Source organism: Micromonospora rubida, from assembly GCF_009908295.1.
GTDB lineage: Bacteria > Actinomycetota > Actinomycetes > Mycobacteriales > Micromonosporaceae > Micromonospora > Micromonospora rubida.
In genome coordinates, this window is sequence record NZ_JAAALO010000007.1 from 18,328 (window position 1) to 32,031 (window position 13,704).

At 72.5% G+C, this 13,704-nt stretch carries 15 protein-coding genes; 13 read left to right on the forward strand and 2 right to left on the reverse strand.

What is annotated here, in order from left to right; genetic code table 11:
- The first annotated feature begins 133 nt into the window (after nt 1-133).
- The 7 genes from dop (at nt 134) to GVV04_RS23905 (ending at nt 6,200) form a co-directional block, all read left to right on the forward strand.
- A complete protein-coding gene (gene dop / locus GVV04_RS23875; protein ID WP_161690654.1) occupies nt 134-1,651 on the forward strand; it encodes a depupylase/deamidase Dop in 1,518 nt (505 codons plus the stop codon).
- A 107-nt stretch (nt 1,652-1,758) separates the two neighbouring features.
- The gene (locus GVV04_RS23880) at nt 1,759-1,974 is read left to right on the forward strand and encodes a ubiquitin-like protein Pup (protein ID WP_117667512.1); all 216 of its coding nucleotides are present in this window, start codon (nt 1,759-1,761) and stop codon (nt 1,972-1,974) included.
- 187 nt (nt 1,975-2,161) lie between these two features.
- Complete coding sequence (locus GVV04_RS23885) at nt 2,162-2,683, forward strand: endonuclease VII domain-containing protein (protein WP_328822544.1); 522 nt, start codon at nt 2,162-2,164, stop codon at nt 2,681-2,683.
- The gene (gene prcB / locus GVV04_RS23890; RefSeq protein ID WP_328822545.1) at nt 2,602-3,441 is read left to right on the forward strand and encodes a proteasome subunit beta; all 840 of its coding nucleotides are present in this window, start codon (nt 2,602-2,604) and stop codon (nt 3,439-3,441) included. Before GVV04_RS23885 ends, prcB begins: the two co-directional genes overlap by 82 nt.
- A 57-nt stretch (nt 3,442-3,498) precedes the next feature.
- Nucleotides 3,499-4,347: a proteasome subunit alpha gene (prcA, locus tag GVV04_RS23895; RefSeq protein ID WP_161690660.1), complete on the forward strand. Its 849-nt coding sequence runs from the start codon at nt 3,499-3,501 to the stop codon at nt 4,345-4,347.
- 234 nt (nt 4,348-4,581) lie between these two features.
- Entirely contained in the window at nt 4,582-5,940 is a 1,359-nt protein-coding gene (pafA, locus tag GVV04_RS23900; protein ID WP_161690662.1) for a Pup--protein ligase, read from the forward strand.
- Nucleotides 5,941-6,008: 68 nt separating this feature from the next.
- A complete protein-coding gene (locus tag GVV04_RS23905) occupies nt 6,009-6,200 on the forward strand; it encodes a hypothetical protein (protein ID WP_161690664.1) in 192 nt (63 codons plus the stop codon).
- An 86-nt stretch (nt 6,201-6,286) separates the two neighbouring features.
- On the opposite strand, the gene GVV04_RS23910 is transcribed toward GVV04_RS23905, so the two are convergent.
- Nucleotides 6,287-7,372, reverse strand: coding sequence for a DUF3866 family protein (locus GVV04_RS23910; RefSeq protein WP_161690666.1), 1,086 nt, complete (start codon nt 7,370-7,372; stop codon nt 6,287-6,289).
- Between the two features lie 45 nt (nt 7,373-7,417).
- Nucleotides 7,418-8,395, reverse strand: a complete 978-nt coding sequence (locus GVV04_RS23915) for a cation diffusion facilitator family transporter (protein WP_161690668.1) — start codon at nt 8,393-8,395, stop codon at nt 7,418-7,420.
- A gap of 123 nt (nt 8,396-8,518) precedes the next feature.
- Between GVV04_RS23915 and GVV04_RS23920 the strand changes: the two genes are divergently transcribed.
- The 6 genes from GVV04_RS23920 to GVV04_RS23945 all read left to right on the forward strand — a co-directional run bounded on the left by GVV04_RS23920 (nt 8,519) and on the right by GVV04_RS23945 (nt 13,610).
- Nucleotides 8,519-9,517, forward strand: coding sequence for a helix-turn-helix transcriptional regulator (locus tag GVV04_RS23920; RefSeq protein ID WP_161690670.1), 999 nt, complete (start codon nt 8,519-8,521; stop codon nt 9,515-9,517).
- Nucleotides 9,514-10,551, forward strand: a complete 1,038-nt coding sequence (locus tag GVV04_RS23925) for a helix-turn-helix transcriptional regulator (protein WP_161690672.1) — start codon at nt 9,514-9,516, stop codon at nt 10,549-10,551. Before GVV04_RS23920 ends, GVV04_RS23925 begins: the two co-directional genes overlap by 4 nt.
- 10 nt (nt 10,552-10,561) lie before the next feature.
- Nucleotides 10,562-10,810, forward strand: coding sequence for a hypothetical protein (locus GVV04_RS23930; protein ID WP_161690674.1), 249 nt, complete (start codon nt 10,562-10,564; stop codon nt 10,808-10,810).
- A 214-nt stretch (nt 10,811-11,024) separates the two neighbouring features.
- Complete coding sequence (tatA, locus tag GVV04_RS23935) at nt 11,025-11,363, forward strand: Sec-independent protein translocase subunit TatA (RefSeq protein ID WP_161690675.1); 339 nt, start codon at nt 11,025-11,027, stop codon at nt 11,361-11,363.
- Between the two features lie 21 nt (nt 11,364-11,384).
- Entirely contained in the window at nt 11,385-12,338 is a 954-nt protein-coding gene (gene tatC, locus GVV04_RS23940) for a twin-arginine translocase subunit TatC (protein WP_161690677.1), read from the forward strand.
- Between the two features lie 282 nt (nt 12,339-12,620).
- Nucleotides 12,621-13,610: a malate dehydrogenase gene (locus tag GVV04_RS23945; protein ID WP_161690679.1), complete on the forward strand. Its 990-nt coding sequence runs from the start codon at nt 12,621-12,623 to the stop codon at nt 13,608-13,610.
- Nucleotides 13,611-13,704 lie beyond the last annotated feature (94 nt).

Here is a 13,704-nt window from a genome sequence, read left to right on the forward strand (position 1 = left end):
GTCGCGTCCCGGCACCCGGGACCGTCCTCGGGCGACACTCGACGCGGCCCGCCCGCCACGCCCCCGCACCGCGCGGCGCGGACTACGCTCGACGTGATGGGGGACCGGGTCGGCGAGTGGAGCGGGTAGGTCGATGAGCGTAAGACGGATCATGGGCACCGAGGTCGAGTACGGCATCTCCGTGCCCGGCCAGGCAGGCGCCAACCCGATGGTCACCTCGTCCCAGGTGGTCAACGCCTACGGGGCACGCCCCGAACTCAACCGGGGCGGCCGGGCCCGCTGGGACTACGAGGAGGAGTCGCCGCTGCGCGACGCCCGTGGCTTCACCTACTCCGGCGCCGCGTACGACCCCGCCGAGGCCCTCGCCGACGAGGACCTGGGGCTGGCCAACGTGATACTCACCAACGGCGCCCGGCTCTACGTCGACCACGCCCACCCGGAGTACTCCACTCCGGAGGTGACCAACCCCCTGGACGTGGTGCGGTGGGACAAAGCCGGGGAGCGGGTGATGGCCGAGGCGTCCCGCCGGGCGGCCACCATCCCGGGCACCCAGCCCATCCACCTGTACAAGAACAACACCGACAACAAGGGCGCCAGCTACGGCACCCACGAGAACTACCTGATGCGCCGGCAGACGCCGTTCTCCGACATCGTGGCGTACCTGACGCCGTTCTTCGTCACCCGGCAGATCGTCTGCGGCGCTGGCCGGGTCGGCATCGGCCAGGACGGCGGCGCCAGCGGCTTCCAGATCTCCCAGCGCGCCGACTTCTTCGAGGTCGAGGTCGGGCTGGAGACCACCCTCAAGCGGCCGATCATCAACACCCGGGACGAGCCGCACGCCGACGCCGACAAGTACCGCCGGCTGCACGTCATCATCGGCGACGCGAACCTGTCGGAGATCTCCACGTACCTGAAGGTCGGCACCACGGCCCTGATCCTCACCATGATCGAGGAGAAGGCGCTCGGGCCGGACCTGGGCATCGCCGACCCGGTCTCGGAGCTGCGCGCGGTCAGCCACGACCCGTCGCTGAAGCACCGGATGCGGCTGCGCGACGGGCGCCGGCTGACCGCGCTGGACCTGCAGTGGGCGTACTTCGAGCGGGTGCGGTCCTTCGTGGACGACCGGTACGGCACGGACGCCGACGCGCAGACCAACGACGTGCTGGACCGCTGGGAGAGCGTGCTGGACCGGCTCGGCCGCGACGCGTTCCTGTGCGCCGACGAGCTGGACTGGGTGGCGAAGCTGCGGCTGTTGGAGGGCTACCGGGAGCGGGAGAAGCTCGGCTGGGGCGCGCACAAGCTCCAGCTGGTCGACCTGCAGTACTCCGACGTGCGACCGGATAAGGGGCTCTACCACCGGCTGGTGCAGCGCGGCTCGATGAAGACGCTGCTGACCGACGAGCAGACCCGCACCGCGATGACCGAGCCGCCGGAGGACACCCGGGCCTACTTCCGGGGCCGCTGCCTTGCGCAGTACGCCTCGGAGGTGGTGGCCGCGAGCTGGGACTCGGTCATCTTCGACGTGGGCCGGGAGTCGCTGGTGCGGGTGCCGATGATGGAGCCGGAGCGGGGCACCCGCGCGCACGTGGGCGCGTTGTTCGACCGGTGCGTCAGCGCCAAGGACCTGTTGGAGACGCTGACCGGCGGCTGACCCGCCGGGGCAAAAGCCCGTGGCACGCCGGAGAAGCCGGCGCGCGGCGGGCTTTTCGTCATCCCCGCGAGGTAAGTTCATCGGAGACGATCGTGGAGGAGGCGGCAATGGCCACTCATGACAGCGGCGGGCAGTCGCAGTCGGGCAAGGCTCGGCAGGGCGAGGAGATCGAGGACGTCACCACCGAGGCGAACCCGGAGGTCGCCGAGCGGCACGCCGAGATCACCGAGGACGTCGACGACCTGCTCGACGAGATCGACTCCGTCCTGGAGGAGAACGCAGAGGAATTTGTCAGGGGCTATGTGCAGAAAGGGGGCGAATAGGGCATAGAGGGTAAATTCGGACATGCCGCTTCCCTTGGATGACCAGGACGGGCGGCGGCGTTGCCGCGACTGCGGAGAGTGGAAACCGCTCGACCAGTTCTGCGCCAACAGCCGGCGTCCTGACGGCCGTGGCAGTTACTGTAAGCCCTGCTTCAACCTGCGGTCGAAGGCGAGCTACGCCAGACGAGTGAGGGAGCAGCAGGGGCGGGAGGTTCGCCCGGTGCTCTCGACGCCAGAGGGCTACCGCCGCTGCCCGGCATGCGGGGAGACGAAGGTTCTTGAGAACTTCCCGCGCAACCGCGCCGCGCGCTCCGGCTACGGCCGATACTGCAAGCCTTGCCACAACGCCAAAGGCCAAGAGACGAAGCAGCGGCTCTACGGCGGCACGAGGGAGTACCACCTGCGCAGGCGGTACGGGATCGGGCAGAAGGAGTTCGACGAGCTGCTCGCCGAGCAGGGCGGGGTCTGCGCGATCTGTGGCGGCGCGGACCCGCAACATCTGGACCACGACCATCGCACCGGATGGGTGCGCGGGATACTCTGCTTCAACTGCAACGGTGGTCTTGGCCAGTTCCGTGACAGTCCCACGAGGCTGGCCAGGGCGATCACGTACCTGAGAGGAACCACGTGGCAGCGGGCTTTGATCCATCCGGGCGTCTACCAGATGTGTTCACCAACGCGGGGACGTCCTCCTTCACCACATTCCTGAGCAGGGCCGCTCCCGAGATGCTGCCCGGCCGCCGGCCGCTGCCCCCGGGCATGGCCGCCGACCTGGCGCCGCACGCGACCACCATCGTGGCCATCTCGGCCGCCGGCGGTGTGGTCATGGCCGGTGACCGCCGGGCCACCATGGGCAACCTGATCGCCCAGCGCGACATCGAGAAGGTGCACCCCGCCGACGCCTACTCGCTGGTCGGCATCGCGGGCACCGCAGGCATCGGCATCGAGCTGATGCGACTGTTCCAGGTTGAGCTTGAGCACTACGAGAAGATCGAGGGCGCGATGCTCTCGCTCGACGGCAAGGCCAACCGGCTGGCCTCCATGATCCGCGGCAACCTGGGCGCGGCCATGCAGGGCCTCGCGGTCATCCCGCTGTTCGCCGGCTTCGACCTGGCCGCGAGCGACCCGGCGCGGGCCGGCCGGATCTTCAGCTTCGACGTCACCGGGGGCCCCTACGAGGAGACCGGCTACGACGCGATCGGCTCCGGCTCGATCTTCGCCCGGTCCGCGCTGAAGAAGCGCTTCCGCGCCGGCCTGTCGATCGACGACGCGGCGCGGCTCGCGGTCGAGGCGCTCTACGACGCGGCCGACGACGACACGGCGACCGGCGGGCCGGACCTGACCCGTCGGATCTACCCGGTGGTGATGACCGCGACGGCGGAGGGCACCCACCGGCTCACCGACGCCGAGACGGCCGCCGTCGCCGAGGCCGTGGTCGCCGGCCGGATGGAGAACCCGGGCGGCTGAGCCCGTCCCGCCCAGTCAGCAGTCGTCAGCCCAGCGCCCAGAAGGAGAACCGCCGCCGTGGCCATGCAGTTCTACGCCTCGCCCGAGCAGATCATGCGCGACCGCTCCGAGCTGGCCCGTAAGGGCATCGCCCGGGGCCGCAGCGCGGTCGTGCTGAGCTACTCCGGCGGGGTGCTCTTCGTCGCGGAGAACCTCTCCAGCACCCTGCACAAGGTCAGCGAGATCTACGACCGGATCGGCTTCGCCGCCGTCGGCCGGTACAACGAGTTCGAGAACCTGCGCCGTGCCGGGGTCCGGATGGCCGACCTCAACGGCCTGAGCTACGACCGGCGCGACGTCACCGGCCTGGCGCTGGCCAACGCGTACGCGCAGACCCTCGGCGCCATCTTCACCGAGCAGTCGAAGCCGTTCGAGGTGGAGATCTGCGTGGCCGAGGTGGGTGCGACGCCACAGGACGACGCGCTCTACCGGCTGACCTACGACGGTTCGGTCAACGACGAGCCGGGCCGGATGGCGATGGGTGGGCAGGCCGACGCCATCGCCGGGTCGCTCAAGTCGCAGCACCGACCGGACATGTCGCTCGGCGAGGCGGTCCGGCTGGCCCTGGCGGCGCTGAGCAGCGTCGGCGGCGAGGGCGGCGCGGCCCGCACGATCGCGGCCAACCAGCTCGAGGTGGCGGTCCTGGACCGCCGCCGGGTGGGCCGGACGTTCCGGCGGATCACCGGGGCGGCCCTGACCACCCTGCTGGACGCCGACGCCGACACGGACGCCACGAACGGCTCGACGTCGACCGAGGAGCGCCCGGAGCACCCGGCCACGCCGACCGAGGAGGCGAAGAAGCCGACCACCTCGGCCGGCTCGGCGGACCTGGAGGGTCAGCAGGCGGACGACACGCCCGAGGCGTAGCCCGCCCGTCCCCGCCGACGGCACCGTCACGCGACCGGTCGTCCCCTCGTGGGGCGGCCGGTCGCTTGTGTCCGGACACCACCCCAGCGGCCCGGACGCTTCGTCGGGGGGACGGTGCCCGCCCACCGAGGCCCGGCGGGCGGTGGGCCGCCCGGCGCGGGGCGTGCCGGTCGGTCGCGGCATCGGGGTGGTCAGCCCTGCCCATTCGGGGCCTGAGAGGGCTAATGTCACATCATGGAGCGGCGAATCTTCGGCCTCGAGACCGAGTACGGCGTCACCTGTACCTACCGCGGGCAGCGGCGGCTGTCCCCTGACGAGGTCGCGCGATACCTGTTCCGTCGGGTGGTGTCGTGGGGCAGGTCGAGCAACGTGTTCCTGCGCAACGGCGCCCGCCTCTACCTGGACGTCGGCTCCCACCCGGAGTACGCGACCCCGGAGTGCGACTCGGTGGTGGACCTGGTGGCCCACGACCGGGCGGGGGAGCGGATCCTGGAGGGGTTGCTCATCGACGCGGAGAAGCGGCTGCACGACGAGGGCATCGCCGGCGAGATCTACCTGTTCAAGAACAACACCGACTCGGCCGGGAACTCCTACGGCTGCCACGAGAACTACCTGGTCTCCCGGCACGGCGAGTTCGGCCGGCTGGCGGACGTGCTGATTCCGTTCCTGGTCACCCGGCAGTTGATCTGCGGCGCGGGCAAGGTGCTGCAGACGCCCCGCGGCGCGGTGTACTGCCTGTCCCAGCGTGCCGAGCACATCTGGGAGGGCGTGTCGTCGGCGACCACCCGGAGCCGGCCGATCATCAACACCCGCGACGAGCCGCACGCGGACGCGGAGCGGTACCGGCGGCTGCACGTCATCGTCGGCGACTCGAACATGAACGAGGTCACCACGCTGCTGAAGGTCGGCTCCGCGGACATCGTGCTGCGGATGATCGAGGCGGGGGTGGTGATGCGGGACCTGACGCTGGAGAACCCGATCCGGGCGATCCGCGAGGTGTCGCACGACATCACCGGCCGGCGCAAGGTGCGGCTGACCTCCGGCAAGGAGGTCAGCGCCCTGGAGATCCAGCAGGAGTACCTGGCGAAGGCGATCGAGTTCGTGGAGCGACGCGGCGGGGACCAGACGGCCAAGCGGGTGGTGGAGCTGTGGGGCCGGGTGTTGAGCGCGGTGGAGACCGGTGACCTGGAGCCGGTGTCCCGGGAGATCGACTGGGTGTCGAAGCTGCGGCTGATCGAGCGGTACCAGCGCAAGCACGACCTGCCGCTGTCGCACCCCCGGGTGGCGCAGATGGACCTCGCGTACCACGACGTGCGGCGCGGGCGGGGCCTGTACGGGCTGCTGGAGCGGCGCGGGGAGGTGGACCGGGTGGCCACTGACCCGGAGATCTTCGAGGCCAAGGAGACGCCGCCGCAGACCACCCGGGCGCGGCTGCGGGGCGAGTTCATCCGGCACGCGCAGGAGAAGCGGCGGGACTTCACCGTCGACTGGGTGCACCTGAAGCTCAACGACCAGGCGCAACGCACCGTGTTGTGCAAGGACCCGTTCCGGGCGTACGACGAGCGGGTGGAACGCCTCATCGCCAGCATGTGACCGGCCGGGCCCCCGTCCGCGGCGCTGGCCGCAGTGGGCGGGGGCCCGCCGGGTAGGCTGGCCCTGCCATGACGACGTCTGAACCCCCCGAGCGCGACCGCGGCGCTGAGAAGCTGAACTGGGTCGAGCGCCGGCGCGAGAAGATCCGGGCCGAGGTCGAGCGCAACCGGCGCGGCGACTACAAGGTGCCGACCTGGGTGCTGGCGGTCGCGCTGGCGGTGATCGTCGGCGGCTGGCTGGCGTTGATTTTCCTGGCCTGATCGCCCGCCCGGTCCGTCGTCTGCCAGAACCGTCGCTCAGCCCGGTTTGTCGCCTGCCCGGTCCTAGCCCTGTCGCCCTGGTCGTCTCAGTGGGCGAGCGCGGCGGCGTGCCGGCCGGCGGCGGCGGCGGCCAGGAAGTAGGCGTGGTCGGCGTCCAGGCCGCGGCCCATCGTGGACAGCGGCACGGCACTGGCGCGCAGCGCGGCGTCGAGCCCGTCGGTGGGCACCCGGACGATCCGGTGCCGCCCCGCGAGCGGGGCCAGCGCGGCGTCCACCTCCCGGGCCAGGGGCGGGGCCAGGCCGTCGGGCACCACCAGGTCCGCCGGGGCGAGCGCTACCCGGCCGTACGCGGTGAGGCTGTGGTGGGACACCCCCCGGTGCCGGGGGCGGGGATCGGCGTCGGAGATCCGCAGCGAGCCGACCGGCCGCCCGCCGAGGGCGGCGATCGCGTTGACCGCCTCGCCGACGGCCACCCCCGAGTACCCCCACCGGGTGCCCGTGCCGAGGTTGCCGGGGCCCTGGGCGAGGACGACCACGTCGGCGGCGAGCACGTGCCGGGCGGCGAGCAGGCCGCTGTGCACGGTGGTGGCCTCCAGGTCGCCGCCGAACGCCTGCCCGACGCTGACCGTGCCGACGAGTTGGTCGCGCAGCCCGTCGAGGGTGCGGGAGAACCACGCCGGCAGCGCCCCGCCGTCGGTGAGCACGTACGCCACCCGGGCGTCGGGGGCGTCGGCGCGGACCCCGGCGAGGATCGCCGGCAGGGCGGAGTGCAGGTCGGCGGTGACCACCGGCAGCCCGGCGACGTCCTCGGCGGTCTCCAGTGCCGCCCGGTGCGGGCTGGCCTCCTCGTCGACGCCGAGCAGGATCGGTTGCAGCGGGGTGTAGCGGGCCTTGACCAGGTGCCCGGCGTCGCGGGTGTCGCCCGCCTCGACCGGATCCGCCGGCAGCCGGTCGGGCAGCGCCACGACCAGCGCGTACCCGCCGGTGCCGAGGCCCATCAGCAGCGCGCCGGCGTTGAGCAGCACCCGGTCGCCGGGTACGGGCCGGCCGACCAGCTCCGGGTAGGCCAGGGCCCGCATGGTGCCGCCGTCGGTCAGCTCGACGTCCAGCTCCACCGCGCCCGTCCACTCCCGCCGCAGCGCCGTCACGGTTCCCGCCCGCCATCGCACCATGCCCGGCACGCTAGCGGCCCCCGGGTGCGTGCCGCCACGGCGGGGTCAGGGGGACGGGTCCTCCTGGGTGTGCCGGGCGCGGCGGTGGCGGGCCTCGGGGCGGGAGGGGGTGGGGTCGAGGAAGACGTAGCCGATCTCCGGGTAGCGCTCGATGAGGCGCCGCTCGGCCTCGTCGGCGGCGGCCTCGATGTCGGCGCCGGTGGCCTCGTCCCGGAAGTCGACCTTGGCGGCGACCAGCATGTCGTCCGGGCCGAGCTGCATGGTGAGCAGGGTGTCGATGCGCTCGACGGCGGGCAGCCCGTTGAGCTCCTGCTCGATCTCCAGGCGCAGCCGCTCGGGGATGGCCCGGCCGACCAGCAGGGAGATGTTGGCCTTGGCGAGGACGACGGCCACGACCAGCAGGAGCACGCCGATGGCGATGGAGGCGAGGCCGTCGTAGAGCTCGTCGCCGGTCCAGTGCGACAGGGTCAGGCCGACTGCGGCCAGCAGCAGCCCCACGAGGGCGGCGCTGTCCTCCAGGAAGACGGCCTTGACGGCGGTGTCGGCGGTGAGCCGCAGGAACCGCCGGGGGGTGGTGCGCCAGCGCCGCGACTCGCCGCGGATCTGCCGCACCGCCCGGGCCAGGGAGACCGACTCGATGGCGAACGAGACCGCCAGCACGACGTACGAGACGAGGTAGTTGCCGCTGTGCTCGTGCACCAGGATGGTGGTGACGCCGTGGGTGATGGCGAAACCCGCGCCGGCGACGAAGGTGAACAGTGCGGCGAGGAAGGCCCAGACGTAGCTCTCCTTGCCGTACCCGAAGGGGTGCCGGACGTCGGCGGGGCGCGCGCCCCGGCGCAGCGCCAGGTAGAGCAGCGCCTCGGTGGTGGTGTCGGCGACCGAGTGGGCGGCCTCGGAGAGCATGGCCGCGGAGCCGGAGATCAGGCCGGCCACCAGCTTCGCCACGGCGATGGCGAGGTTCGCCACGCCCGCCACCACCACGGTCCCGACGCTCTCGGCCTTGACGTCCGTTTCCGACATGGGGTCACCATATGACCGCGCCGAGATCCTCGCCCGGAGACGGAGAGTCACCGATGAAGGCGTTGCCGCGACGCGCCCGCGCGGGTGCACGGGCGTGCCGCGCGGGCTGCTAGCGTTCACCCCGTGTCGCGGACCCGCACCGAACGCCTGGTCAACTTGGTGATCTGCCTGTTGTCGACGCGACGGTTCCTGACCGCCGCGCAGATCGCCGCGACCGTGCCCGGCTACGAGCACGATCCGGAAGACGCGAAGGACCACGAAGCGTTCCAGCGCAAGTTCGAGCGGGACAAGGCCGAGCTGCGGGAGCTCGGGGTGCCGCTGGAGACCGGCACGGCGAGCGTCTTCGACGCCGAGCCCGGCTACCGGATCGCCCACCGGGAATACGCGCTGCCGGACATCCCGCTGGAGCCCGACGAGGCCGCCGCGGTGGGCATCGCCGCGCGGCTGTGGCAGCACGCCGGGCTGGCCGCCGCAGCGTCGTCCGGGTTGGCGAAGCTGCGCGCCGCCGGGGTGGACGTGGACCCGCAGGCCACCCTGGGCCTGGAGCCGATGGTCACGGTCGACCCGGCGTTCGCGCCGCTGACGGCCGCCGCCCGGGACCGCCGCGAGGTGAGCTTCGACTACCGGGTGCCCGACCGGGACGCCCCGACCCGCCGCCGGTTGCAGCCGTGGGGGGTGGTCTGCTGGCGCGGCCGGTGGTATGTGGTGGGCCACGACCTGGACCGGGCGGCGACCCGCTGCTTCCGGCTCTCCCGGGTCGTCGGCGCCGTCCGGGTGGCCGGCGTGCCGGGCGGCTACCAGCCGCCGGCGGGGGTGGACCTGATCAGCCACGTGGCCCGCTGGTCGGGGCCGGTGGAACGCACCGGGCGGGCGACCGTGCTGGTCGCCCCGGGGCGCGCGGCGGGGCTGCGCCGCTGGGCGGTGGAGGCCACGTCCGGGCCGGGCGGCGACCGGCTGGTCCTGCCGTACGCGGACCCGGAGTCCCTGGCCCGGCAGCTGGTGGGGTACGGCCCGGACGTGCGGGTGGTGGACCCGCCGGAGGTGCGCGAGGCGGTCATCCAACGACTCAAGGAGATTGCCGCCCGGCACGAGGAGCTGACCGTGACCGGAGGTACCCGATGACCCGTCCCGCTGCCCGCTCGGCGGCTGCGCGCCCCGGCGGCAACCGGGCCTCGGCGGACCGGCTGGCCCGGCTGCTGAACCTGGTGCCCTACCTGCTGGCCCGTCCGGGGATCGAGATCGCCGAGGCGGCCGGGGACCTGGGGGTCACCGAGCGGCAGTTGCGGGAGGACCTGGAGCTGCTGTGGGTGTGCGGGCTGCCCGGGTACGGCCCGGGTGACCTGATCGACATGGCCTTCGACGGCGACCGGGTGACCATCACCTACGACGCCGGGATCGACCGGCCGCTCCGGCTGACCCCGGACGAGGCCCTCGCCCTGGTGGTGGCGCTGCGGATGCTGGCGGAGACCCCGGGGGTCACCAACCGGGAGGCCGTGGAGCGGGCCCTCGCCAAGATCGAGGACGCGGCCGGTGACCTGGTCGCCGCCCCGGTCGAGGTGCGCCTCCCCGTCGACAGCCGGCGGGTCGAGGAGCTGCGCGCCGCCGTGGAGCGGGGCCGGGCGCTGCGGATCACCTACTACACGGCCGCGCGGGACGAGAGCACCGAGCGGGTGATCGACCCGCTGCGCATGTTGATGGTGGGCGGCCGGGCGTACGCGGAGGCGTGGTGCCGCCGCGCGGAGGCGGTGCGGCTGTTCCGGGTCGACCGGATCGACGCGGTGACCGAGCTGGATGAGCCGGCGGCGGCGCCGCCGCAGGCCCGCCCGTACGACCTCTCCGAGGGCGTGTTCCGGCCCTCCCCGGACCTGCCGCTGATCACCCTGCGGATCGGCCGGGGCGAGCGGTGGATCACCGAGTACTACCCGTGCGAGCGGGTCGAGGCCGGCGACGGCGACCGGTGGCTGGTGTCGCTGCGGGTGACCGACCTCGGCTGGGCCCGGCGGTTCGTGCTGGGGCTGGGCCCGGACGTCACCGTGGCGGCCCCGACGGAGCTGGCCGAGCAGGTCCGTGCCCAGGCGGTCGCCGCCCTGGAGGCGTATGCCACTCCCGACGCCGCGCCGTCGGCCACCCCGGCGGCGTCCATGGCGTCCCGGTAGGCTGGCCGCCGTGGTGACGTGGATCGTGGTGGCGGTGGTGGTGTTGGCGCTCGTGGTGCTGGCGTTGGCCGTGCGGCCGGTGGTGGCGCGGCTGCCCCGGCTGCGGCGGGCCGCGGTGGCGTTGCAACGCCGCCAGGCCGAGGCGGAGGCGTTGCAGGTCGGGGCGGAGGCGCTCCAGGAGCGCGCGGAGGCCCTCCAGGGGCAGGTGACCGTCACCCAGCAGCGGCTCGCGGTGATCAAGGCCAAGCGCGGCCACTGACCGACGGTCGGTCCTGCGCGCGATCTTGCGCGTTTGGGGCGATAGCGCGCGGAAACGGTCGGCCTCCGATGGTTGACGGGACGCGCGGGGTTGGTCGAGACTTCATCGACCGGCCGTGACCACCGAACGGCCCGGCGGGTGGCAAGGAGCCCTCACGCACGTACGATGGGCTTCGGTACACCCCTCAGAGACGACACAGCGACTGGAGCTTCCCATGGGTGCCCTCAGACCGTGGCACATCGCCGTACTCGTGGTCGTGCTGATCCTGCTGTTCGGCGCGAAGCGGCTCCCGGACGCGGCCCGCTCGCTGGGCCGCTCGCTGCGGATCATCAAGGCCGAGACGAAGAGCCTGCACGACGACGACCGCGACCTGGCGGAGAAGGCCGACGCCCAGGCCGCCTACCAGCCGATGCCGCCGCAGGCCGGCCAGCAGTCCCAGCAGCCGTACGCGCAGCAGCAGGCCTACGTCCAGCCGCAGCAGCAGCCGTACGCACCGCCGCAGGCGCCACAGCAGCCGGTCATCGACCCGGTGCAGCGCGTCCGCGACAACTGACCGAAGGAAGGGCCCACCACCGTGGCCTTCGCCCTGCGTAAACGCGGCCCGAGCACCTTCGAGCGGGCCGCCGACGGCTCGATGACCCTCATCGAGCACGTCCGTGAGCTGCGCAACCGGCTTTTCCGGGCGTCCCTGGCCCTGCTCGTCGGCTTCGGCTTCGGCATCTGGTTGGCGGATCCGGTGCGCAAGCTGCTGTCGAAGCCGTACTGCGATCTTCCGGCGTCGATCGATCCGGTCACGGGCAAGTGCAACTTCGTGCAGCTCGGCGTCGCCGACGTCTTCCTGCTCAACCTGAAGATCGGCCTCTGGGTCGGGTTGATCATCGCCGCGCCGGTCTGGCTCTACCAGCTGTGGGCGTTCATCGCCCCGGGCCTGCACCGGCACGAGCGCCGGTACGCGTACATCTTCACCTCGCTCGCGGCGCCGCTGTTCGCCGCCGGCGCGGTGCTGGCCTTCTTCGTCACCACGAAGGGGCTGGAGTTCCTGCTCAACATCTCCGGCGACGACATCGCGACGACGCTCGAGGTGACCCGGTACATCTCGTTCGTCACCAACCTGATCCTGCTCTTCGGGGTGGCGTTCGAGTTCCCGCTCATCGTGCTGATGCTCAACTTCGTCGGGCTGGCCAGCGCGAAGCGGCTGCTCAGTTGGTGGCGAGTCGCGATCTTCGTGTTCTTCGCCTTCTCGGCCGTGGTCACCCCGACGCCGGACCCGTTCGGCATGACGGCCCTGGCCCTCTGCCTGACCGCGCTGTACTTCGGCGCGGTCGGGGTGGCGTTCCTCAACGACCGGCGGCGCGGGCGGGGCAAGGAGGTCTACGCCGGGCTCGACGACGACGAGGTGTCGCCGCTGGAGCTCGACGACGACCCGGTCGCCCCCGGCCAGCGGGTCGAGGCCGCCGACTCGATCGGCACGCCGGAGCCGGTTGCCGCCCCGACGCCGATCGACCGCCGCTACGACGAGATGACCTGACCGGCGCCGGTCCGCACGCGCGACGACGAAGGCCGCCCCAACCTCGGGGCGGCCTTCGTCGTGCGGGGTCACGGTCCTTCGGGGGGTCCGGGGCGGGACCCTGTGGTGACGTAGGTCATGGTGTTCGAAGCCTCAGGCACGCCCCCGCCCCCGCCTGACCGAACCGGCCGGCGGGGAGGTGACCCGGGCCACCAGGCGCTGGTGAGCTCGCGTCCGGGACTCGCGATATGGTGACTGCGCCCCTGATCGGCACAGACCGCCCCTTCGGCAGGAGAAGCTCTGATGGCCCAGACGCCCCTAACCGTGACCGTCACCGGCGCAGCCGGACAGATCGGCTACGCGCTGCTGTTCCGGATCGCGTCCGGGCAACTGCTCGGTGGCGGGAGGCGGGTGAAGCTCCGGCTGCTGGAGATCCCGGCCGCGGTGCGCGCGGCCGAGGGCACCGCCCTGGAGCTGGACGACTGCGCGTTCCCGCTGCTGGCCGGCGTGGACGTCTTCGACGACCCGAAGCAGGCGTTCGAGGGCGCCAACGTGGCGCTGCTGGTCGGCGCACGCCCCCGTACCAAGGGGATGGAGCGCGGGGACCTGCTGGCGGCCAACGGCGGCATCTTCAAGCCCCAGGGCGAGGCGATCAACGCCGGCGCCGCGCCTGACATCAAGGTGCTCGTGGTGGGCAACCCGGCCAACACCAACGCCCTCATCGCCCAGGCGCACGCCCCCGACGTGCCCGCGGACCGTTTCACCGCGATGACCCGGCTGGACCACAACCGGGCGATCGCGCAGCTCGCGCGCAAGCTCCAGGTCACCGTCGGGCAGGTGAAGAAGCTGACGATCTGGGGCAACCACTCGGCCACCCAGTACCCGGACGTCTTCCACGCCGAGGTCGACGGCCGCCCGGCGGCCGAGCTGATCGGCGACCGGTCCTGGCTGGCCGACGAGTTCATCCCCCGCGTCGCCAAGCGCGGCGCCGAGATCATCGAGGTGCGGGGGGCGTCGTCGGCCGCGTCGGCCGCGTCGGCCGCGATCGACCACGTGCACGACTGGATCAACGGCACGCCGGAGGGCGACTGGACCTCGGCCGCGATCGTCTCCGACGGCTCCTACGGGGTGCCGGCGGGCCTGATCTCGTCGTTCCCGGTGGTCGCCCGCGACGGCCGGTTCGAGATCGTGCAGGGCCTGGACGTCGACGAGTTCTCCCGGCAGCGCATCGACGCGTCCGTGGCCGAGCTCCAGGAGGAGCGCACGGCCGTGCAGGGGCTCGGCCTGCTCTGACCCTGGCGGCACCGATCGTGACGGTGGCCCGCGGAGCCGATGTGCTCCGCGGGCCACTTGCGTCCCGGCAGGCGCGGGCGGATGACCGGATCTG

Bases quoted from the DNA above. Each gene is read 5' to 3' on its own strand.
- dop (WP_161690654.1), top strand. From the start codon at position 134: ATGAGCGTAAGACGGATCATGGGCACCGAGGTCGAGTACGGCATCTCC.
- GVV04_RS23880 (WP_117667512.1), top strand. From the start codon at position 1,759: ATGGCCACTCATGACAGCGGCGGGCAGTCGCAGTCGGGCAAGGCTCGG.
- pafA (WP_161690662.1), top strand. From the start codon at position 4,582: ATGGAGCGGCGAATCTTCGGCCTCGAGACCGAGTACGGCGTCACCTGT.
- GVV04_RS23905 (WP_161690664.1), top strand. From the start codon at position 6,009: ATGACGACGTCTGAACCCCCCGAGCGCGACCGCGGCGCTGAGAAGCTG.
- GVV04_RS23910 (WP_161690666.1), bottom strand. From the start codon at position 7,372: ATGGTGCGATGGCGGGCGGGAACCGTGACGGCGCTGCGGCGGGAGTGG.
- GVV04_RS23915 (WP_161690668.1), bottom strand. From the start codon at position 8,395: ATGTCGGAAACGGACGTCAAGGCCGAGAGCGTCGGGACCGTGGTGGTG.
- GVV04_RS23925 (WP_161690672.1), top strand. From the start codon at position 9,514: ATGACCCGTCCCGCTGCCCGCTCGGCGGCTGCGCGCCCCGGCGGCAAC.
- tatA (WP_161690675.1), top strand. From the start codon at position 11,025: ATGGGTGCCCTCAGACCGTGGCACATCGCCGTACTCGTGGTCGTGCTG.
- GVV04_RS23945 (WP_161690679.1), top strand. From the start codon at position 12,621: ATGGCCCAGACGCCCCTAACCGTGACCGTCACCGGCGCAGCCGGACAG.